The sequence below is a fragment of the Kitasatospora sp. SolWspMP-SS2h genome (genome assembly GCF_003259315.1).
Classification (GTDB): Bacteria; Actinomycetota; Actinomycetes; order Streptomycetales; family Streptomycetaceae; genus Kitasatospora; species Kitasatospora fiedleri.
In genome coordinates, this window is the sequence record NZ_QLLT01000033.1 from 11,579 (window position 1) to 32,051 (window position 20,473).

Below are 20,473 nucleotides of genomic sequence, written 5' to 3' on the forward strand. Positions count from 1 at the left end.
TCATCACACGGGGCGCCCTCACCGTACGTATCCAGATGCGTGAGGGCGGATTGTGAGCGAGCGATGGGGGTGCCCCCTGTCAAGTGCCCTGGGAGGGCGCGCCGTTGAGAACGGCGGGTCGCGCGCTGCGGCTGCCGCCCGGGACGGGGTGACGGTATGAACGAGCGGAGCGAGTTCCTCGCCGGGCGGGGCGCGCGGGCGAAGCGCGCGCCGGGCGCTTGCGGGGTGGGCGCATGAGTACGGTGACGGTGAAGCGCCCGCCGCGGGCGTTCCCGCCCGCGGTGTCGGAGGAGCCGGTCGAGCTGGTTCCGCCGCCCGAGCTGCCGCGCGGCGGCGGCGAGGACTGGTTGATGACGCTGATGCCGATGCTCGGCATGGGCGGCAGCGCGGCCTTCCTGTTCCAGGGCGGCCAGGGTCCGATGAAGATGATGGGCGTCCTGATGATCGCCTCCACCGCCGCGATGGCGGTGGCGCAGATCGTCCGGGCCCGCAAGGGCGGCAGCGCGGCCACCTCGGACGAGCGCCGCGACTACCTGAAGTACCTGCAGCAGAAGCGGCGCGAGGTGCGCCGCACGGCCGAGCGTCAGCGCGGCGCGCTGCTGTTCACCCACCCGGAGCCGGACCAGCTGTGGTCGGTGGTGGCCGAGGGCCGCCGGCTGTGGGAGCGCCGGCCGACGGACACCGACTTCGCGCAGATCCGGGTCGGCCTGGGTCCGCTCCAGCTGTCGACGCCGCTGGTGGCGCCGCAGACCGCGCCGATGGACGAGCTGGAGCCGCTCGCCGCGGAGGCGATGGGCACCTTCATCAAGACCCACGGCACCCTGCAGGACCTGCCGCTGGCGGTCTCGCTGCGGGCGTTCTACCACATCACGGTGTGCGGCGACCCGGACTCGGTGTACGGCAACGTGCGGGCGATGGTGGCCCAGCTGGCGACCCTGCACTCCCCCGAGGACCTGATGATCGGGGTGGCCGCCGCGCCCGGCGCGGTGGAGGAGTGGGAGTGGGCGAAGTGGCTGCCGCACACCCAGCACCGCAAGGAGAGCGACGGGGCCGGCTCGCGCCGCCTGATCGCCTCCGGGCTGGGCGAGCTGGAGGAGCTGCTGGCCAACGAGCTGGCCGGCCGCAAGGGCTTCTCCCGGGACAGCACGCCGTCCGCGGACCAGCCGCACCTGGTGGTCATCATGGACGGCGCCTCGGTGCCGGTCGACTCGGTGATCGCCGGTCCGGAGGGCGTCCAGGGCGTCACCGTGATCGAGGTCGTCCCGGGCGACCTGGACGAGCCGAACGGCCACCTGGTGATCACCGTCGGCAAGGACGAGCTGCTGCTGGAGGCGGCCTCCGGGGCGAGCTACCCGGGCACGCCGGACACCCTGTCGGCCTGGCAGTCGGAGGCGCTGGCGCGGCAGTTGGCGCCGTTCCGGGCCTCGGCGGGCGGCGACGACAGCGACCCGTCGCTGGTGTCGATGGACTTCACCGAGATGATGCACACCGGCGACCCGGGCTCCTTCGACCCGACCCGGCACTGGCGCCCCAAGCCGATGCGCGAGAAGCTGCGCGTCCCGCTGGGCGTCGGCAGCAACGGCGAGTACGTCTGGCTGGACATCAAGGAGGCCTCGCTGGAGGGCATGGGCCCGCACGGCATGTGCGTCGGCGCGACCGGTTCCGGCAAGTCCGAGGTGCTGCGCACCATCGTGCTGGCGCTGGCGGTCACCCACTCCTCCGAGGTGCTGAACCTGGTCCTCGCGGACTTCAAGGGCGGTGCGACCTTCGCCGGCATGGCGGAGATGCCGCACACCGCGGCCGTGATCACCAACCTGGAGGGCGAAGCGACCCTGATCGACCGCATGCGCGACGCGATCGAGGGCGAGATGAACCGCCGCCAGGAGCTGCTGCGCGCGGCGGGCAACTACGCGAACATCAACGAGTACGAGCGGGCCCGCGCGGCGGGCGCGCCGCTCGACCCGCTGCCCTCGCTGCTGATGATCATCGACGAGTTCTCCGAACTCCTCACCGCCAAGCCGGACTTCATCGAGCTGTTCATCCAGATCGGCCGGATCGGCCGCTCGCTCGGCATGCACATGCTGCTGGCCTCGCAGCGGCTGGAGGAGGGCAAGCTCCGCGGCCTGGACACCTTCCTCTCCTACCGGCTGGGCCTGCGCACCTTCTCGGCCGCCGAGTCGCGGGCCGCGATCGGCGTGCCGGACGCCTACCACCTGCCGCCGATCCCCGGCGTGGGCTACCTCAAGTTCGGCTCCGACGTGATGGAGCGCTTCCGCGCCGCGTACGTCTCCGGCAAGTACCGGGCGCCGGGCACCCAGCGCGCGGTCGGCGGGCAGGTGGTCACCGCCCAGCCGGTGCTGTTCACCGCCGCCGAGGTCGAGGTGGTCGAGCCCGAGGTGGAGGTGCTGCCCGAGCTCCCCGAGGAGGAGACCGACGAGGCGCTGCTGGACACCATGCTCGACGTGTTCGTGCAGCGGATGATCGGCCAGGGCCCGCCGGCCCACCAGGTGTGGCTGCCGCCGCTGGACGAGTCGCCGTCGGTGGACAGCCTGCTGGAGCCGCTCCAGGTCAGCCCGGACCGCGGCCTGACCCCGGCGGCCGTCCGCCAGGGCAACCTGGTCGTCCCGGTCGGCATCGTCGACAAGCCGCGCGACCAGCGCCGCGACGTGATGTACCTGGACTACTCCGGCGCCGCCGGCCACGGCATGGTCGTGGGCGGTCCGCGCTCGGGCAAGTCCACCATGGTGCGCACCATCGTGGCCGGCTTCTCGGTCACCCACACGCCGGTCGAGGCGCAGTTCTACCTGCTCGACTTCGGCGGCGGCGGCTTCGGCTCGCTGGCCGACCTGCCGCACGTCGGCGGCGTCGCGGGCCGGCTGGACGTCGAGAAGGTCCGCCGCATGATCAGCGAGGTGCACGGCGTGCTCAACCGCCGGGAGGAGCTGTTCCGCTCGACCGGCATCGACACCATCGCCACCTACCGGTCCCGCCGGGCCGCCGGGCAGCTGCCCGACGAGCAGTTCGGCGACGTGTTCCTGTTCATCGACGGCTGGCTGACCTTCAAGCAGGAGTTCGAGGTCCTGGAGCCGGTCATCGCCGACATCGTGCAGCGCGGTCTCGGCTACGGCGTGCACGTGGTGATCACCGCGGCCCGCTACGCCGAGGTCCGCCCGGCGCTGAAGGACCAGCTGCAGAACCGGGTCGAGCTCAAGCTCGGCGACTCGATGGAGTCCGAGATCGGCCGCAAGGTCGCCGCGAACGTCCCGGCCATCCCCGGCCGCGGCCTGACCGCCGACCAGCTGCACTTCCTCTCCGGCCTGCCGCGGATCGACGGCTCCAGCGAGGTCGCGAACCTGGTGGACGGCGTGGCCGACCTGGTCGCCCAGGTCAACGCGGCCTGGACCGGCCCGCGGGCCCCGCAGGTGCGCATGCTGCCGCCGGTGCTGGACGGGCACTCGCTGCCCAAGGGCTTCGAGCACCCGGAGCTGGGCGTCGCGTTCGGCGTCGACGAGGTCGAGCTGGCGCCGGTGTTCGTCAACTTCGAGACCGACCCGCTGTTCGTCGTCTTCGGCGAGAGCGAGTCCGGCAAGTCGGCGATGCTGCGGATGCTGATCAAGCAGATCACCGAGCGGTACACCCCGGACCAGGCGGGCATCGTGGTCGGCGACTTCCGCCGCTCGCTGCTCGGCGTGGTGCCGCCGGAGTACCTGGTGGAGTACGCGGCCGCCGCGCCCGCCATGTCGGCGATCGTGGAGATGCTGCGCGGGGCCTGCGGGCGCCGGCTGCCCGGCCCGGACGTCACGCCGGAGCAGCTGCGCAACCGCAGCTGGTACAGCGGCAAGGACATGTTCGTGATCGTGGACGACTACGAGCTGGTCGCCACCCAGTCGGGCAACCCGATGGCGCCGCTGGCGGAGTTCCTGCCGTTCGCGCGCGACATCGGCCTGCGCCTGATCATCGCCCGCAACGCGGGCGGCGCCGGCCGCTCGCTGTTCGAGCCGGTGATGCAGCGGATGCGCGAGCTGGGCGGCCAGGGCCTGCTGCTCTCCGGCGACAAGGGCGAGGGCGCGCTGCTGGGCACGGTCAAGCCGCAGCCGCAGCCGCCGGGCCGCGGTGTGTTCGTCTCCCGCCGGATCCAGGCGGGCCAGACGGTGCAGACCGGCTGGCTGCCGACGCAGATCTAGCCGGGACGCCGTTCACGCACGGTGACCGGAAGGGCCGGACCTCGGAAGGGGTCCGGCCCTTCCGGCACTCCCGCCCCGGAACGGTGTCATAACGTTATCTTCCGTTTTTCGCGGTTTTCCTTCGGTTCCCGTACCCCTCCGGGCCGGTCGGGGGCGGTTTTCGGCCCAGCAGCGCGGCACGGTGGAGCGCCTTGGAATCGGGCGTTACCCAGCTCACTTCACCTTCGATTCAAGCGTGGTTCACCGGAGTTGACACTACGGAAACATGTGTCCCACGCGCTCCGGAGCTGCGTTCCGCAGGCAGAACGGCCTTACGACAACGGAATCCGCAGCCGATCCCGCGTTGACTGGGCCAACGCGCCCAGGCAACCTGGCGAACCGGGAGCGAAGCAGAACCAGACCGCGAGACCGTGCTTCGGAGGCGATAGCGCTCCCGACCCCCACACCGCCGCTCAGTGGATCGGATGCCCCATGACCGACACGCTTCCCCCGCAGGTCGTCCCCCCCGTCGCGGAGGAGACCGCGGGCAGCCCCAAGAAGCTCGCCCGATCGCTCGGCGTCGTGGGCGGCACCCTGCTCACGCTCTCCTGCGTGACACCGGCATCCTCACTCTTCGTGATCGTCCCGGACCTCTTCGCGTCGCTGGGCACCTTCACCCTGATGTCGATCGTGATCGGCACGGTCATCTGCGTCGCGGTGGCGTTCTGCTACTCCGAGCTCGGCACCCTGGTGCCCTCCGCGGGCGGTGAGTACGCCATGGTCGGCACCCTGGCCGGCAAGTTCACCGGCTGGCTGGTGTTCGTCCAGTCACTGATCGTGGTGATGATCGTGCCCTCGATCATCGCCATGGGCACCGCCGACTACCTGGAACCGATCATCCACCTCGACCCCAAGTGGGCCGGCGCCGCGGTGATGCTGGCCGCCACCGTGGCCGGTCTGGTGGACCTGCGGGCCAACGCCTGGATCACCGGCGTCTTCCTGGTGCTGGAGGTCATCGCCTGCGCCGTGGTCGCCTTCCTCGGCTTCGGCCACTCCGAGCGCGGCGTGGGCAGCCTGCTGCACGGCTCCGTCGCCGACGCCACCACCGGCGCCACCAGCGGGGTGGGCTTCGCCGCGATCCTGGCCGCGATGGGCACCGCGCTCTTCGTCACCCAGGGCTTCTCCACCGCGATCTACCTCTCCGAGGAGTTGGAGAACCCGCGCAAGAACGTCGCCCGCACCGTGCTGTGGACGCTGGGCCTGTCGACCGCCGTCATCGTGATCCCGGTCGCCGCAATCACCATGGGCGCTCCCGACCTGAAGGCGCTCAGCGAGGGCGACGTCTCGTCCCTGGTGATCGGCTGGAGCAACAGCGGCGTCGGCACCTTCATCAGCCTGTGCATCGCGCTGGCGATCATCAACGCCGGTATCGTGATGGTCATCCAGAACTCCCGGGTGCTGTTCGCCTCCGGCCGCGACAAGGCCTGGCCGGAGCCGGTGAACCGGGCCTTCGGCAGCCTCAACAAGTTCAGCGCCCCGTGGATCTCCACCCTGGCGGTCGGCGTTCCCGGCGCCGCGCTCTGCTTCGTCGGCCAGGACCTGCTGACCAACATCACCGGCGTCGCGGTCGCCGCGCTCTACCTGCTGGTCGCCGTCGGCGCGCTGTTCTCCCGCCGCGCCCACCACAAGGACGCCGCGGCCTGGCGCCAGCCGCTGTGGCCCGCGCTGCCGGTCCTGGTGATCGTCGCCCTGGCGTACGTCCTGACCCAGCTCGACCACACCGCGCTGTGGTGGACGCTCGGCATCACCGCCGCGGCCGGCCTCTACTGGGCGCTCTACCTCCGCCCCCGCCCGGAGACCCGCTGGGTGATCACCCTCCCCGAGGACGAGCGCGTCTGACCCCCGCGGACCCGCTCCCGTCGGCCCCGCCCGGTCCCCCGAGACCGGACGGGGCCGGCCCCTTCTCCGGGACCGGCCCCCGGTGCGTCCCACCGCCTCGCACGTCCCGGTGGACCGGCTCCGGTGGATCAGCCGTGCCGCCCGCGGCGCCGGTTGAGGTCCCGGGTGACGATCGCGCCGCCGGCCAGGCCCGCCACTACCAGGGCGCCGATGCCCAGCACGAAGGTGCCGGTGCGGCGGTCCCGGTCGGCCTGGGTCTCCTCCAGCCCGAGCGGCTGCGGCTGGAGCGCGATGTTGTCGAGCTTGACCTTCGGGTCCATGCTGGGCGACGCGCTCGGGCCGGGCACCTTGGCGTACTCGACGGCCTTCACCGGGTCGACCACGCCCCAGCCGATGTACTTGTTGGGGCCCCGCTCGGTGCGCTGCGCGGTCTGCTCGATCACGGTGCGGATCTGCATCGGGTTCCAGTCGTGGTGCAGGCTCTTGAGGATGGCGGCCAGACCGGAGACGTACGGGGCGGAGAAGCTGGTGCCGTTGTCGGTGCACTGGCCGTGGCCGGGCACCGTGGAGAGCATGTCGACGCCGGGTGCGGCCACCTTGACGAAGTCGCCGTACTGGGAGAACGGGGCCCGCTCGTTGTTCCGGTCGGAGGCGCCCACGGACAGCACCGTCGGGTAGGCGGCCGGGAAGGTCGGGCCCTCGACGCCGTCGTTGCCCGAGGAGGCGACCACCACGATGCCGGCCTTGTCGGCCCGCTCCATGGCGGCCCTGAGCGCCTGGTCGTTGTCGAACCGGTCCTGGTTCTCGGACTTGTTCGGGTCGATCTGCACCCGGACGTCCTGGGAGATGTTGATGACGTCGACCTTCGCCGCGATCGCCTTGTCGACCGCGGAGATCAGGCTGAGGACGTCGCCGTTGCCCTCGGCGTCGTTCTGCCGGATCGCGTAGATCCGGGCGTCCTTGGCCAGGCCGACGAAGCCGATGCCCGGCACCGGGGCGGCCGCGATGATGCCGGCCACCTTGGTGCCGTGGCCGACGTTGTCCTCGGTGCTGGAGTTGGTGGCGGGGAGCTGCTTGCCCTTGCTCCGCAGCGTGTCGGTGAGCAGGTCGGGCCCCGCGTCGACCTTGCCCTTCAGCTGCGGGTTCCTGTCGTCCACCCCGGTGTCGATGACGGCGACCTTGATGCCGTTGCCGGTCTGGTTCGGGAAGACGTCCTGGCCGGACGGCGACGCGCTCGCCCGCGCCTTGTCCGTGCCCCACAGCTCGTCGAGGAACACCCGCTGCAGCGACCACGGCTTGGCCGCGACGTCGTCGTTGATCGGGAAGTCGCAGTCGCCGGACCCGGCGGGCCGCAGCTGTCCGCGGGTGCCACCGCCCGCCGGAGCCGGTCCGGCCCAGGCGGGGCCGATCGCCATCGGGCCGATCGCGCCCAGCACCAGCAGCACCGCACCCGTCCGGCGCAACGATCCTGACGACACCTCTGCTCCACCCCTCACTGCGTTCCACCCGTTCCGGTCGTGCCCCGCCCCGTGCGGCGCACGAAGGGCGGGCGCCCCTGAGGACGCCCGCCCGTGTCAAGCACTCGCCGTGCCGGTTCCCCCGTGCCGTCGGCAGACGGTCAGCCCCAGATGCCCGCGTTCGCGTTCTCGGTCTGCTGGTAGCTCTGCGCGGCGTTGTCCAGCGCGGCGGCGATCCGACCGAGGACCTCCTGCAGGTCGGCGGCCTTGGCGTCCCACTCGGCCTGGCGGGCCTGGTAGCCCTGCTGGGCGGCGCCTTCCCAGCTGGAGGCGATGCGCTGGACGCCCGACTTCAGGTCGTCCAGCTGGTTCTGGATGCGCGAAGCGGTCTGCCGGACCTCGGAGCTGGCGTTCTGAATGGTCTGGAAATTGACGAGAATGCCGGACATTGATCTCTCCCCTTCGATGGATTCACGGCGCGCCTCCGCGGAGACGCGGTGTGGTGGTGGTTACTGAGCTACCGGCGTCAGCCGATGCCACCGACCGCAGCGCGCTGCTCCTCTTCGGTCATCGAGTAGGCCTTGGTGGTCGCCTCGATGGCCTGACGGATCTCGTCGAGGATCCGGTTGAGCGCGTTGGCGTCCTCGTTGAACTGCGACTGCATCTGCTGGTAGGCGGACGCGGCCGCGCCCTTCCAGCCCGAGGCGATCTCGGAGACCAGGTTGTTGAGGCGACCGATCTCGCCCTGGACCTGCTGGTTGACCTCACCGATGCGGTTCGCGAAGGCGGTCATTTCCTCCGCGGTCGTCGTGAACTGACCTGCCATGATCCACCGTCCCCCATGAGACAGACTACGTCCGGACGCCCCTGTGGCGAACGCCCGTACGGGCACCACTTGTGTGGTGCTCTGAAGCACTGTAACGGCCAACTGCCCTCCGCCCAACACCGGGTAGCGGGTAGTTACCAGACCATGACACTGGATCGCGCTACCCGCGTTGACGCCCCGTCAGGCGTTCTGCGGCTGAACCGCGGCCATGGTGTCGAGCACCGGACCGGCCGGGACGAGCTTGGACCAGGCGGCCGGGACCTGGGGCGGCACGACGTCCTTGTAGTCGAGCCGGGCCTGGGCCTCGTTGGTGTCCGACTTGGCGGCCGGGGCGGCCGGCGCGGCGGAGGAGCCGTCGGCCGCGGGGGCGGCGGTGCTGGCGGGCAGCGAGTAGCGCAGGCCCGCGTCGGTGATCAGGAAGTAGCTGCCGGAGCTGGCCTGGCCGCTCGTGTCGAGCGTGTCGCCGTCCACCGCGCGGTACAGCAGGCCGTGCCCGGCCGTCACGTGGGCGCTGAGCAAGTCCGCGGTGACGTTCCCCGGGTACTGGACGTCCGCCCAGACCGTGCGCTTGATCCGGCCGTCCGCCTCGGCCCCGGCGTAGGTCGAGCAGACCACCGTGCGGGGCTTCTCCCCGGCGTTGACGGCCTTCACCTCGTGGGTGGGCATGTCCGGGCGCTCGGTCATCAGGTGGCTGTCGATCTTGGGCTGGAGCTTGTTGATGTCGCTCGCGTTGATCGGCTCGGCCTTGACCTCTTCGGTCCCGTCGCCGTACGCCATCGCCACGGCGGGGTCGCTCCGCATCAGCTGGTACTGGAACGGGGTGATCTGGTAGAGCTGGTCGGCGCCGACCACGTAGAAGGCGTCCTGGAAGGACAGCAGGTGGCCGATCCGCTTCTGCTTCGGGTCGGACATGTCGAGGCGGGAGGAGCCGGCCGCGCCCTTGTCGCCCATCCCGGGGATGACCGGGAACTGCACCGGGGAGCCGTTGCCCAGGGTGTCCAGCCAGGCCTGGGTGACCTGCTGCGGCAGGGGGATCTGGCCGAACAGGGCCAGCTTCAGGGACTTGACCTGTTCCGACGTCTGGTTGTACGTGCCGATCGCGTGCTTCATCCCGGTGGAGTCCACCAGGTAGAGCGAGCCGTCGGTCTTGGCGTCCACCGGCGGCTGCTGGACGAACAGCACCTGCTCCTCGTTGAGCACCAGGGCCGGCTCCTTGAGCTTCTTCTCCTCGTCGCCGGCGGCGACGAACACCGACTGGCCGACGCTCGACTGGGTCTTGTCCTTGCCCTGGGTGTCGCAGACCGACCAGAGCTTCTGCCTGCCCGCGTCGTCCTTGCTGGGCAGCTTGTCGGGCGCGTAGGGGATGCCGATGGTGGCACCGCGGCTCGGGTACTTGTCCAGCACGTCGTCGGCGACGGACAGCACGGTGGCGCCCGCGGGCAGCACCAGGCGGGCCGAGGACATGTTCAGCACCTGGTGCAGGGTGGGCTTCTTGTCCTTCCCGTCGTTCAGGATCACGTAGCGGGTGGTGGAGGACTTGCCCTGGAGGATGTACTTCCCGTTGTCCCAGTTCGGCGGCGCGGCGGGCTTGAGCACGCCCCACATGCCGAAGCCGGCGACGACCACCGCGGCGACCACGAAGCTCGGCAGCACCGCCCGGAGCGGGCGCGGCGCGTCCTCGTCGTTGCCGCCACCGCCCGGCTGCAGGAAGGCCCCCACCATCCGCTTCCGGGCGAAGGTGTAGGCGTTCAGCTCGTCCCGGCGTGATGCCATGCTCGTCCCCGTCTCCCCTGTGTGACCCGCCGCGCGGGTGTCAACGCGCTTGTGCTGCCAGTGAGTCTGCCACCCGGCGGGCGGCCCCCGGGGCCACTCCTCTACGATGCGGCAGCAGACGGTGAGTACGGTAACGGGTAGGCTCCGACGGTCCGCCATCCGGGCCGCCGACCCGGCCCCCGCCCGAGACTCGTCCGGGCCCGCAGGGGGATCTGACGGGACATCTGAAGCAGAGAGGGCAATTCGGGGGATGCCAAGCCAGTCCGCTCCAGCACGACGACGCTCCACTCCGCAGGACCGGCGGCCGGACGCCCCGGGCGGACGCCGGGCCCGCAACGCACCGCCCGCCCCGGCCGCGGTCGGCCCGGTGGGCCTGCGGCTGCTGCCCAGGCCCGGGCTGCTGGGCCGCCGGCTGGAACTCAAGCAGATCGTCCAACTGGAGGTCGCCGCCGCCCTGGTGGCGGTCGGCTGGTCGATCAGCACGATGATGGCCGGGGTCTTCGCGGTGCCCGCGCTGGTCCTGGTCGCGATCGCCCTGCTGCGGCTGCGCGGCCGGACCACCGGCGAGGCGGTGAGCGTCCGCTCGGCGTACAACGCCCGCCGCAAGGAGGCGAAGTACAACGTCCCGCCGCCCGGCACCGACCCGGCGATCGCCCCGGTGATGGAGCTCGACCCGGCGCTCAAGACCTGCACCCACGCGATCGAGACCGACCTCGGCGACGGCCGTCCGCTGCGCCGCGAGACCGGCATGGTCGGCGACGGCACGTTCTTCACCTCGGTGCTGCTGGTGCAGTCCAAGGACCAGCCGCTGCGCCCGGGCCGGGCCACCTCCTCGGTGCCGCTGGACCTGATCTGCTCGATCCTCCAGGTCGACGACATCGGCCTGGAGTCGGTGCAGCTGGTCCAGCACACCCAGCCCGCCCCCGCGCCGCACCTACCCGAGCACTCGCTGGCCGCCCGCGCCTACCAGCAGACCCCCGGCGGGGTCAGCACCCCGGCGCTGCGCCTGACCTGGGTCGCGCTCAAGCTCGACCCGGAGCGCGCGGCCACCGCCGTGCTGGCCCGCGGCGGCGGCGAGGAGGGCGCCCGCAAGACGCTGCAGCGCGTCACCGACCAGCTGGCCGGACGGCTGAACAGCGCCGGGTTCACCGCGACCGTGCTGGACGAGCGGGAGCTGATCGCCGCGCTGGCCATCTCGGTGTGCGCCAACCCGGTGGCGGTGGCGGGCCGGCAGGGCTCCGGCGGCGGCGGGGTCGGCGTGCGCCGGGCCCAGGAGTCGTCGAAGTACTGCCGGATCGACGACCGCTGGCACGCCACGTACTGGATCTCCAAGTGGCCGGTGCTGTCCCGCCCGGGCATCGGCGGCGGCCGGGTCACCGCCCCCGACCTGATCAACCAGCTGACCGGCACCCCCGCGTTCGCCTCGACCTTCTCGGTCACCGCGACCCGCGCGATGGGCGGTGCGGTGGCGCTCAGCGGCCACCTGCGGCTGACCGAGCACAACGAGGCCAGGCTCGACCAGATGGGCCGCCAGGCGGAGTCCCGGGCGCAGCACAACGGCGCCTCGCTGACCCGCCTCGACCTGGAGCACGCCCCCGGCCTGCTCGCCACGCTGCCCCTGGGAGGGACGTCCTGATGGCCTACCAGACCTACTCCGGCCAGGCCCCGCAGCCGGTCGAGCAGCGGCCGGTGCGGGTGCGCCCCGGTTACGGCCTGCGCGGCCCGCGCCGGGAGAAGCACGTGCTGACGGTCGAGGACCTGGCGGCGGTGTCCTTCCCGGTCGGTGACGACGGCGTGGTGATCGGCCTGGACCACCAGCAGCAGCCCGCGGTGATCGGGCTGTTCCGCCCGTCCGCGTTCGACGTGGTGCTGGTCGGCGGCATGTGGACGGCGCAGCTGATCGCGCTGCGCGCGGCCGCGACCGGGGCCCGGATCGCGGTGGAGACCGGCCGGCCGCAGGCGTGGGCGCCGATGGCGCAGGCGGCGGGCGGCGGGCAGCCGTGCGTGACGATCCACCAGGTGGGCCGGCTGGGCGCGCAGGGCGCGTCGGTGGCGTCCCCCGTTCTGGTGGTCCGCGACCTGGGTGCGCGGCCCAACCGCAGCCGGCTGTCGGCGACGCCCTGGCAGACCACGCTGACCGTGCTGCCGTACCTGGGCCCGAACGCGAGCCGGGTGCTGAACGCCGCCGACCTGGTCGGCCTGCAGCGGGTCTCGCCGCAGGAGGCCGACCTGCTCGGCCGGCTGCTGTCGCTGGCCCCCGGTGACGTCAGCGCGCTGCCGACGCTGCCGGACAACGTGACGCTGTGGGCGACCCGGATGCGGCGCCAGTACGTGATGACCAACCAGGGCGAGGCCGAGACCCAGGTGCTGGGCGGTCCCCGCCGCATGGACTGACCGCCCGCCGGCCGGTCGGCGCGCTCCGGGGCGGCTCCCGCGGCCCCGGAGCGGGCCGGCCGGCCGGGCCGGGCGGATCCGCCGTCAGGTCGGGCACCGCCTTCAAAGCGGCCCCGTGCACGGCCTAGTCTTGTTGCCCGACGGCAACCGCCGAAGCAGCTTCGGCGAGAACGAGGGAGCCCCAGTGAGCAGCGATCGGGACGGCGTCTACGTCGGCGACAACGCGGCCGAGGACGACGATGACTGGTCCGACGCCCCGGACTACACCGCTCCGTCCTGGTACACCCAGAGCGCCGCGCCGGGTGCTCCGACCGCGGCGCCGCAGCCGCAGCCCGCCCAGCAGCCACCCGTCCAGCAGCAGGTGCCGCCGGTGGCCCAGCCGCCGCTGGTCCAGCCACCACCGGTGCAGCAGCAGGACCCGCCGCCGCAGGTGCCCGGCCCGGCGCCGGTGCAGCCGCAGCCGGCCCAGCAGCCGCCCGTCCAGCAGCAGCAGGCCGTCCAGCCGCCGGTGGCGGTGCAGCCGGAGCAGCCGCAGCCGCCCGTCCAGGAGCAGGCCGCCCAGCCGGCCCCGCAGCCGGACCCGCAGGTGCAGGTCGCGGCGCAGCCGGAGGCCGGCCCGCACGCCCAGGCCGCGCCGGCGCCGGTGCCGGACGCGGCTCCGCCGGTGGCGGTGCAGCCGGCCCAGCAGCCGCCGGTGCAGCAGCAGCCGGCGCCGCAGCCGCCGCCCGTCCAGCAGCCGCCCGTCCAGCAGCAGCCGTACCCGCCGCAGGTGCAGCAGCCGCCGCAGCCCTACCCCCAGCAGGGCCAGCCGTGGCCCCAGCCGCAGGCGCAGCAGCCTCCGCAGGCGCAGCAGCCTCCGTACCCGCAGCAGGGCCAGCCGTGGCAGCAGCAGCCGCCGGTCGACCCGCGGGCGGGCGGCTGGCCGCAGGCCGGGCAGGGCGGGCCGCAGCCGTACCCGCAGCAGGGTCCGGGGGTCGCGCCGTCGGCTCCGGCGCAGTTCCAGCAGGGGGGCGGGCAGGCCGCGGCGCACGGTGCGGCGCTCGGGTACACGGCGGCGGTGGAGCTGTCCTCGGACCGGCTGCTGCGCGGCCAGCCGAAGGTGCAGAAGCAGTCCCGGTTCCAGTTCGGCGGCAAGTCGGCGCAGGCCGGCAAGCAGCAGAAGCTGGAGCTGATCCGGCACCCGGTGATGACCTGCTACCGGATCGCGGTGATCAGCCTCAAGGGCGGTGTCGGCAAGACCACGACCACCACCTCGCTGGGCGCGACCCTGGCCAGCGAGCGGCAGGACAAGGTCATCGCGATCGACGCCAACCCGGACGCGGGCACCCTGGGCCGCCGCATCAAGCGGCAGACCGGGGCGACCATCCGCGACCTGGTGACGGCGATCCCGAATATCCGCAGCTACATGGACATCCGCCAGTACACCTCGCAGGACCCGAACTCGGGCCTGGAGATCGTCGCCAACGACGTGGACCCGGCGGTCTCCACCACCTTCGACGACTCGGACTACCGCCAGGTGATCCAGGTGCTCGGGCAGCACTACCCGATCATCCTGACCGACTCCGGCACCGGCCTGCTGTACTCGGCGATGCGCGGCGTGCTGGACCTGGCGGACCAGCTGATCGTGGTGGCCACGCCCAGCGTGGACGGCGCCTCCAGCGCCTCGACCACGCTGGACTGGCTGTCCGCGCACGGCTACGCGGACCTGGTGCAGCGCTCGATCACGGTGGTCTCCGGGGTGCGCGAGACCAGCAAGATGATCAAGGTCGAGGACATCGTGGCGCACTTCCAGACCCGTTGCCGCGGCGTCGTGGTGGTGCCGTTCGACGAGAGCCTGGCGGCCGGCGCCGAGGTCAACCTGCAGATGATGCGGCCCAAGGTCCGGGACGCCTACTTCGAGCTGGCGGCGCTGGTCGGCGAGGACATCGCCCGCTCCCAGCAGCAGGCGGGCTGGCAGGGGCAGCAGCAGTACCCGCCGCAGGGCGGCTACCCGCAGCAGCAGCCCTACCCCCAGCCGTACCCGCAGCAGGGGGGCTACCCGCAGCAGGGCCAGCCGTGGCAGCAGCCGCCCGGCCAGCCCTACCCGCAGCAGGGCGGCTACCCGCAGCAGGGCCAGCCGCAGCAGCAGCCCCCGCAGCCCGGCTACGGCTACCCGCCGCCGCACGGGTACGGCTACCCGCCGCCCCACCAGGGCTGAGCCCGCACCCGGCCGCCCGGCCGGGCCCGCACGCGCCGGAGCCCCCGCGGACGACCCGTCCGCGGGGGCTCCCGACGTCCGCTCAGGGGCGCTCGGTGAGCTCGCGGGCCCGCTTGACGTCCTCGGCCATGCGCTCCAGCAGGGCGTCGACGGAGTCGAACTTCTCCATGCCGCGCAGCCAGGCCAGGAAGTCGACGGCCACGTGCTGCCCGTACAGGTCGAGGCCGACCCGGTCGATGGCGTACGCCTCGACGGTGCGGGCGGTGCCGTCGAAGGTCGGGTTGGTGCCGACCGAGATCGCGGCGGGCATGGTCTCGCCGTCGGCGGTCAGCCAGCCCGCGTACACGCCGTCGGCGGGGATCGCCGAGTGCGGGACGGTGTCCACGTTGGCGGTGGGGTAGCCGAGTTCGCGCCCGCGCTGGGCGCCGCGGACCACCTCGCCCTCGACCCGGTGCGGGCGGCCGAGGATCTCGGCGACGCCGGTCATGTCGCCGGCCGCGACCAGCCGGCGGCAGAGGCTGGACGAGAACGGCTCGCCGTCGCCCGCCGCGCCGCGCACCTGGAGGTCGACCACCTCGACGGTGAAGTCGTCGGCCCGGCCGAGCTCGGCCAGCAGCTCGACGTTCCCCGCCGCGCGGTGCCCGAAGCGGAAGTTGGGGCCCTCGACGACCGCCTTCGCGTGCAGCGCCTCGACCAGCACCGACCGCACGAAGTACTCCGGGGACTCCTGGGAGAACTCGGCGGTGAACGGCAGCACCAGGACGGCGTCCACGCCCAACTGCTCGACCAGCTCGGCCCGGCGCGGCTGCGGCGCCAGCAGCGGCGGGTGGGTCCCGGGGCGGACCACCTCGCTGGGGTGCGGATCGAAGGTGACCACGACCGACCGCGCGCCCAGCTCGCCGGCCAGCTCCACCACCCGGTTGATGATCAACTGGTGTCCGCGGTGGACCCCGTCGAACGATCCGATGGTGACGACGCTGCGCCCCCAGTCCCCGGGGATCTCCTCCAGGCCGTGCCAGCGCTGCACCTGACCGCTCCTTGTTCCTACGGGGTGCACGGGCCGTGCACGCGAAAGACCGAAACCGAACCCCTATAGCGTGCCATGCGCCCGGCCCTGCCCAGGTACCGGAACGCCCTTGGTGTGACCGGTCAGACGACCGCCGGGGCGGTCGACCTGCCGCTCGGCCTCGGCGGCGGCGTACTGCGGGTCCCGGCCGGACGCGGCGAGGGCCCGCAGCCGGGCCAGCCGGGGCCCCAGGGGCGGCGGCGGGGCGTCCTCGGGCCAGGACGCCAGCAGCCGCGCGAAACCCGCCCAGCGGCCCGCACAGCGCACCAGGGCGGCGTCCGCGCCCGGCCACCGCTCGGCGACCAGCAGCAGCAGCTCGCGCACCCGCCGCTCCGGGTGCCCGGCGTGCCGGGCCGCCAGCGCCTCCACCACCGCCGCCAGCACCCGTCCGTCCCGCTCGGCGGCCAGCAGGGCGTCCAGCAGCTCCTCCCGCCCGCCGCCGGGCGCCGCCAGCACCGGCGCGAACCGGGCCCGCACCGCCGGACCGGCCGCCAGCACCGCGTCCAGCAGCGGACGGCCGTCCCACCCGGCGTCCAGGGCCGCGTCCAGGTGCCGGGCGACCTCCTCGGCCCGCTCCGGGTCCTCCCGCAGCAGCTCGGCGGCCAGCAGCAGGCCGGAGCGCGCCACCGCCGGGTCGGCCGCCCCGGCCAGCACCCGCAGGCCCTCCCCCGCCCGGGCGCCCGGCACCCGCAGCCGCTCGCGCACCGCCGCCAGCACCGGCGCCGGGTGCTCCGCCAGCAGCCCGGCCAGCACCTCCGCGGTCAGGAACGGATCGCCCGCCCGGTACCCGGCCAGCACGGCCGGCAGGTGCTCGGCCCGGCCCGCCGGGTCGCGCACCAGCAGCGCCAACGCCGCGCCGTGCAGGGCGGGTTCGTCCTCCCGGGCGAGCAGCGTCCGGGCCGCCAGCCGCAGCAGCTGCGCGCCCGAGCCGCCCGCGTGCGGGGCGGTGCGCAGCGCGTGCACGGCCGCCGCGACGTGCCGCTCGGGGCGCGGGTCGTGGCTCCAGCGGTCGACCGCCCGGCACAGCGCGGACGGCTCCCGCTCGGCCAGCCGGCCCAGCAGCGCGTCTGCCCGCGGGTGCGCGGTGGCCACCAGGGCCTCGGTCAACTCGTCCAGCGCCAGCGCGCGGTGCTCGTACAGCAGCTCGTCGGCCAGCGCCGCGGCGCGCTCGGCGCGCTCGGCCTCCTTGGCGTTCCCGGTCTCCCCGGCGTTCCCGGTGCGCTCGGCGTTCCCGGTCTCCTCGGCGTTGCCGGTCTCCTCGGCGTTCCCGGCGCGCTCGGCGCCCCCGGAGGTCCGCCCGTACCAGGCGCACAGCAGCGGCAGCACGCCGCGCGGATCGGCCGTCAGCAGCTCGGCGGCGGCCGTCCGGGCCACCTCCGCCCGGCCCGGGTCCCCGGCCAGCCGGCCCAGCAGCGCGACCCGTTCGGCCACCGGCAGCGGCAGCCCGGTCCAGAACGCGGGGCCGAACCGCTCGTCCCGGCCGGCCCGTTCGGCCAGCAGCTCCAGCAACTCCCGGTGCGCGGACGGCTCCGGGCTCGCCGCGATCCCCGCCACCAGCAGCCGGGCCGCCCACCAGTCCGCCTCCCCGCCCCGCTCCGCCCGCTCCAGCGCCGCCCGCACCCGCCGCAGCCACCCGTCCAGCACCGCCGCGCCCCGCACCCGCCCCACCCGCCGCAGCGCCCCCGCCACCACCCCGACCCGGCCCCGGCCCACCCCGCCCCGGACCTCACCGACGGCCCGGGGGACGGCGGACGCGAGGACGGCCGAGGCAGGGTCGGCGGAGGCAGGAGCGGCCGAGGCAGGGGCGGCGGCCGTGGGCACGGCGTCCGCCCGGGTCCACCGCTCGGCGCCGCCGGAGGCCCCGGCGGCGGGCGTGCGAAGCGTCCCGCCGCTCCCCGGCGCCCGCCCCGCGCCGCCCCCGGCGCCGACAGCGCCCCCGACAGCACCCGCGCCGTCGGGGTCGGCACCGTCCGCCCCGACCCCGGCCGCGCCCCCTTCCTCCGGCCCGTCCGGCACCTCCGGCACCTCCGGCATGCCCGGCTCCTCCAGCAGCAGCCGCAGCGCCGCGTCCAGGTCCAGGTGCAGGCTCTGGAGCCACTCCCCCCACTCCTCGTGGCCCGCCCGGTAGCCCGCGCCGGCGGGCACCAGCAGCCGCTCCTCGCGGACGGCCCGGGCCCATCCGCCAGCGTCCGGGAACAGCCGGGCGAAGTCCGCGGCGGGCAGCGCCCCGTCCCCCGCGCCGAGCATCAGGCGGGCGGCCTCGTGCAGCCGTCCGGCCGCGACGGCCGCGAGCCGCCGGACCTGCCGGGCGTCCTCGCCTGCTGCGGCCGGGCCGCCGCGCCGGTGGCGGCGCGGGCCGCCGGGGGTGCGGGCGACCCGGCGGGCGACGGTGAGGCAGGCCAGGTCGAGCCAGCCGTCGAAGAGTTCGGCCCGGCTGCCGACCGGGCCGTGGACGCCCGCGCCGCGCAGTTCGCCGGCCAGCCGCAGGGCCAGCGGGTGGCCGCGCTCGGCCGGGGCGAGGAACGTCCCGGGCAGGCCGTAGCGGCGGCCGGCCCGGGCCGCGGCGTCGTCGGTGAGCGGGCCGAGCCACAGCGCCCGGGCGGTGGAGCGCCAGGGGCCGAGCTGCTCCCAGCCGTCGGGCCGGCAGGCGACCAGGGCCCGGGCGCGGTGCGCGCGCAGCCACTCCAGCCCGGCCGTCAGCCAGCGCGCGGAGAGGGCGAGCGGTGCCTCCTCAAGGCCGTCGAGCACCACCAGCAGCGGCCGTCCGGCGTTGGCGCACAGCGCGGCCAGCTCCCCCGGGTCGACCTCCGGTACGCCGAACTCCCTTGCGGCCAGGGCGAGTCGGCGGCGCAGCGGGTCGCCGAGGGTGCGGTCCCCGGCGGCCAGGTCGGCGCCGCGCAGCCAGAGCGTGGGGAGCGGCTGCGCGGCGCCGGCCCGGCGCACCGCCAGGGCCGCCAGTTCGGTGCTCCGGCCGCTGCCGCTCTCGCCGAGCAGCACGGTGAGGACGTCCTGCGGCTCCTCGCCGCTGAGGCCGTCGGGGCGGTCGACCCGGTCGGCGGCGAGTGCGGCGATCCGGCCGGGCCCGGCGGCGGCGGCCTCCAGCTGGGCCCCGGTCAGGCGCAGCGCCCCGCCCAGGTTGAGCGCCCGGCCGAAGGCGGGGGCGTCGGCTCCGTTGCGGGCCAGCAGCCGGCCGAGCGGGGAGTCCTCGGGGCCGGGGACGGCCGCCAGCGGGACGGCCGCCACGCCGGGCCCGGCGACGGCGCGCACCCGGGGGGCGACCACGGCGAGCACCGCGCCGGTCTCCGGGTCGAGCACCGGCGACCCGGCGGGCGGGGTGACCGGGAGGTCGAGCACCAGCACGCCGGGGACGGTGCGCACCAGCGCGCCGTCGCCGCAGCGTCCGCGCTCCCGGCCGATCGGGCCGCCGCGGGCCAGCGCGGGCGCGCCGTCCTCCCAGCGCTGGTGCGGCACCGCGACGGGGCCGGTGACGGCGGTGCGGCCGATCGGCAGCGCGGGGCCGGGCAGGCCGCCGACCGCGGCGGTGCGCAGCAGGGCCAGGCCGTGGCCGGGCAGCAGGTCGACGCTCTCCGGGCCGAGCACCCGGGACTGCCCGCCGGGGGTGTGCAGCACCAGCCGGGGCACTCCGGCCACCGCCTCGTGCGCGGTGACCACGGTGCCGTGCCGGTCGGCGACGAAGCCGAGGCCGCACAGCCGGCCCTGCTGGTCCCTGATCCGCAGCAGCGCCCGTGCCGGATCCCCCGCGAAGCCGGCGCCCGCACCCTCGCCCATCCCGCCAGTCCTCCCGCCGGTCCTCCGTGCCGGGCCGCGCCCGGCCCCGCACGGAGCCGGGGCCCGGCCGCCGTGCACACCGCGGGTGAGCCTGCCCCCCACCAGCCCCACGGCACCCCGTACGCCCCTCTCACCACACCGCTTCACTCCGCGCGCCCCCCACCGCCCCGCCCGGCGCGCACCCCGCGCCGAACCACCCGGGCCGCCCCTGTCCGCCCCAACTGCCGCCCGGACTGACGCACTTGGCCGCCCGGGCCCGTCCGGCGCACACCCGCCCCGCGCGCCCGCCCGTCGGCGGGCCCGCCCGCACGCCCGCACTCCCGCGCGCCCGCCCGCCCCCGCCGGAAAACCGCTGGCGCCCCGCCCGCCCGCCGGGCCACCCTGCCGGTCATGGACGTCCGCCTGGAACCCTGGTCCGACTCCCGCCTCGGCCTGCTGGAGCGCATCAACACCCCGTTGATGCGCCGCCACGTCGGCGGCCCGGAGACCCCCGGGCAGCTGCTCCTGCGCCACCGCCGCTACCTCGGACTGCCCTCCCTGGGCGGTGTGGTGTACGCGGTGCTGGTGGACGGCGAGGAGGCCGGGTCGATCGCCCGCCACCGGCGCGAGTGGCGGGGCGCCGAGGTGCACGAGAGCGGCTGGAACGTGCTGCCCGCCTTCCAGGGCCGCGGCGTCGCGCTCGCGGCGGGCCGGGCGATGCTCACCGCCCTGCGCGCCCTGGTGGCCGCCGACCCGGCCGCCCCCGGCGTGCTGCACGCCTTCCCGGCCGTCGACAACGCGCCCTCGAACGCGCTCTGCGCCCGCCTGGGCTTCACCGACGGCGGCCCGTGCGACTTCGAGTACCCGCAGCGCTCGGGCCGCTTCCTGCGCAGCACCGACTGGCACCTGGCCCTGCGCTGAAACCCCTGC

General features: G+C 74.6%; 12 protein-coding genes. 6 read left to right on the forward strand and 6 right to left on the reverse strand.

The annotated features are described in order from the left end of the window. Positions 1 to 233: 233 nt before the first annotated feature. Positions 234 to 4,184, forward strand: a complete 3,951-nt coding sequence (eccCa, locus tag K353_RS29440; RefSeq protein ID WP_111556558.1) for a type VII secretion protein EccCa — start codon at positions 234 to 236, stop codon at positions 4,182 to 4,184. A gap of 471 nt (positions 4,185 to 4,655) precedes the next feature. Then, positions 4,656 to 6,062, forward strand: a complete 1,407-nt coding sequence (locus K353_RS29445) for an APC family permease (protein WP_111556559.1) — start codon at positions 4,656 to 4,658, stop codon at positions 6,060 to 6,062. A gap of 128 nt (positions 6,063 to 6,190) precedes the next feature. Here K353_RS29445 and mycP read toward each other — a convergent pair whose 3' ends face one another. The 4 genes from mycP to eccB all read right to left on the reverse strand — a co-directional run bounded on the left by mycP (position 6,191) and on the right by eccB (position 10,118). Beyond that, entirely contained in the window at positions 6,191 to 7,540 is a 1,350-nt protein-coding gene (gene mycP, locus K353_RS29450; protein ID WP_233533909.1) for a type VII secretion-associated serine protease mycosin, read from the reverse strand. 140 nt (positions 7,541 to 7,680) lie between these two features. Continuing rightward, positions 7,681 to 7,968, reverse strand: a complete 288-nt coding sequence (locus K353_RS29455) for a WXG100 family type VII secretion target (RefSeq protein ID WP_100840445.1) — start codon at positions 7,966 to 7,968, stop codon at positions 7,681 to 7,683. Between the two features lie 77 nt (positions 7,969 to 8,045). Further along, positions 8,046 to 8,345, reverse strand: a complete 300-nt coding sequence (locus K353_RS29460; protein WP_030462703.1) for a WXG100 family type VII secretion target — start codon at positions 8,343 to 8,345, stop codon at positions 8,046 to 8,048. 180 nt (positions 8,346 to 8,525) lie between these two features. Continuing rightward, positions 8,526 to 10,118: a type VII secretion protein EccB gene (eccB, locus tag K353_RS29465; protein ID WP_158585512.1), complete on the reverse strand. Its 1,593-nt coding sequence runs from the start codon at positions 10,116 to 10,118 to the stop codon at positions 8,526 to 8,528. Between the two features lie 250 nt (positions 10,119 to 10,368). On the opposite strand from eccB, the gene eccE reads away from it, so the two are divergent. The 3 genes from eccE (at position 10,369) to K353_RS29480 (ending at position 14,709) form a co-directional block, all read left to right on the forward strand. Next, positions 10,369 to 11,754 (forward strand): type VII secretion protein EccE, encoded by a 1,386-nt coding sequence (eccE, locus tag K353_RS29470; RefSeq protein ID WP_111556561.1) that lies wholly within the window; start codon positions 10,369 to 10,371, stop codon positions 11,752 to 11,754. Further along, the gene (locus K353_RS29475; protein WP_111556562.1) at positions 11,754 to 12,512 is read left to right on the forward strand and encodes a hypothetical protein; all 759 of its coding nucleotides are present in this window, start codon (positions 11,754 to 11,756) and stop codon (positions 12,510 to 12,512) included. Before eccE ends, K353_RS29475 begins: the two co-directional genes overlap by 1 nt. A gap of 184 nt (positions 12,513 to 12,696) precedes the next feature. Continuing rightward, positions 12,697 to 14,709: a MinD/ParA family protein gene (locus tag K353_RS29480; protein WP_111556563.1), complete on the forward strand. Its 2,013-nt coding sequence runs from the start codon at positions 12,697 to 12,699 to the stop codon at positions 14,707 to 14,709. Between the two features lie 82 nt (positions 14,710 to 14,791). Here K353_RS29480 and K353_RS29485 read toward each other — a convergent pair whose 3' ends face one another. Both K353_RS29485 and K353_RS37000 read right to left on the reverse strand, forming a co-directional pair. Beyond that, positions 14,792 to 15,736 carry a bifunctional riboflavin kinase/FAD synthetase gene (locus K353_RS29485; RefSeq protein WP_100840450.1) on the reverse strand — a complete coding sequence of 315 codons (945 nt, stop codon included), beginning with the start codon at positions 15,734 to 15,736 and terminating at the stop codon, positions 14,792 to 14,794. Positions 15,737 to 15,799: 63 nt separating this feature from the next. Then, positions 15,800 to 19,564, reverse strand: coding sequence for a serine protease (locus tag K353_RS37000; protein WP_111556564.1), 3,765 nt, complete (start codon positions 19,562 to 19,564; stop codon positions 15,800 to 15,802). Positions 19,565 to 19,954: 390 nt separating this feature from the next. Between K353_RS37000 and K353_RS29495 the strand changes: the two genes are divergently transcribed. Continuing rightward, on the forward strand, positions 19,955 to 20,464 hold the full coding sequence (locus tag K353_RS29495) for a GNAT family N-acetyltransferase (protein ID WP_111556565.1): 510 nt from the start codon (positions 19,955 to 19,957) through the stop codon (positions 20,462 to 20,464). The last annotated feature ends 9 nt before the right edge of the window (positions 20,465 to 20,473 follow it).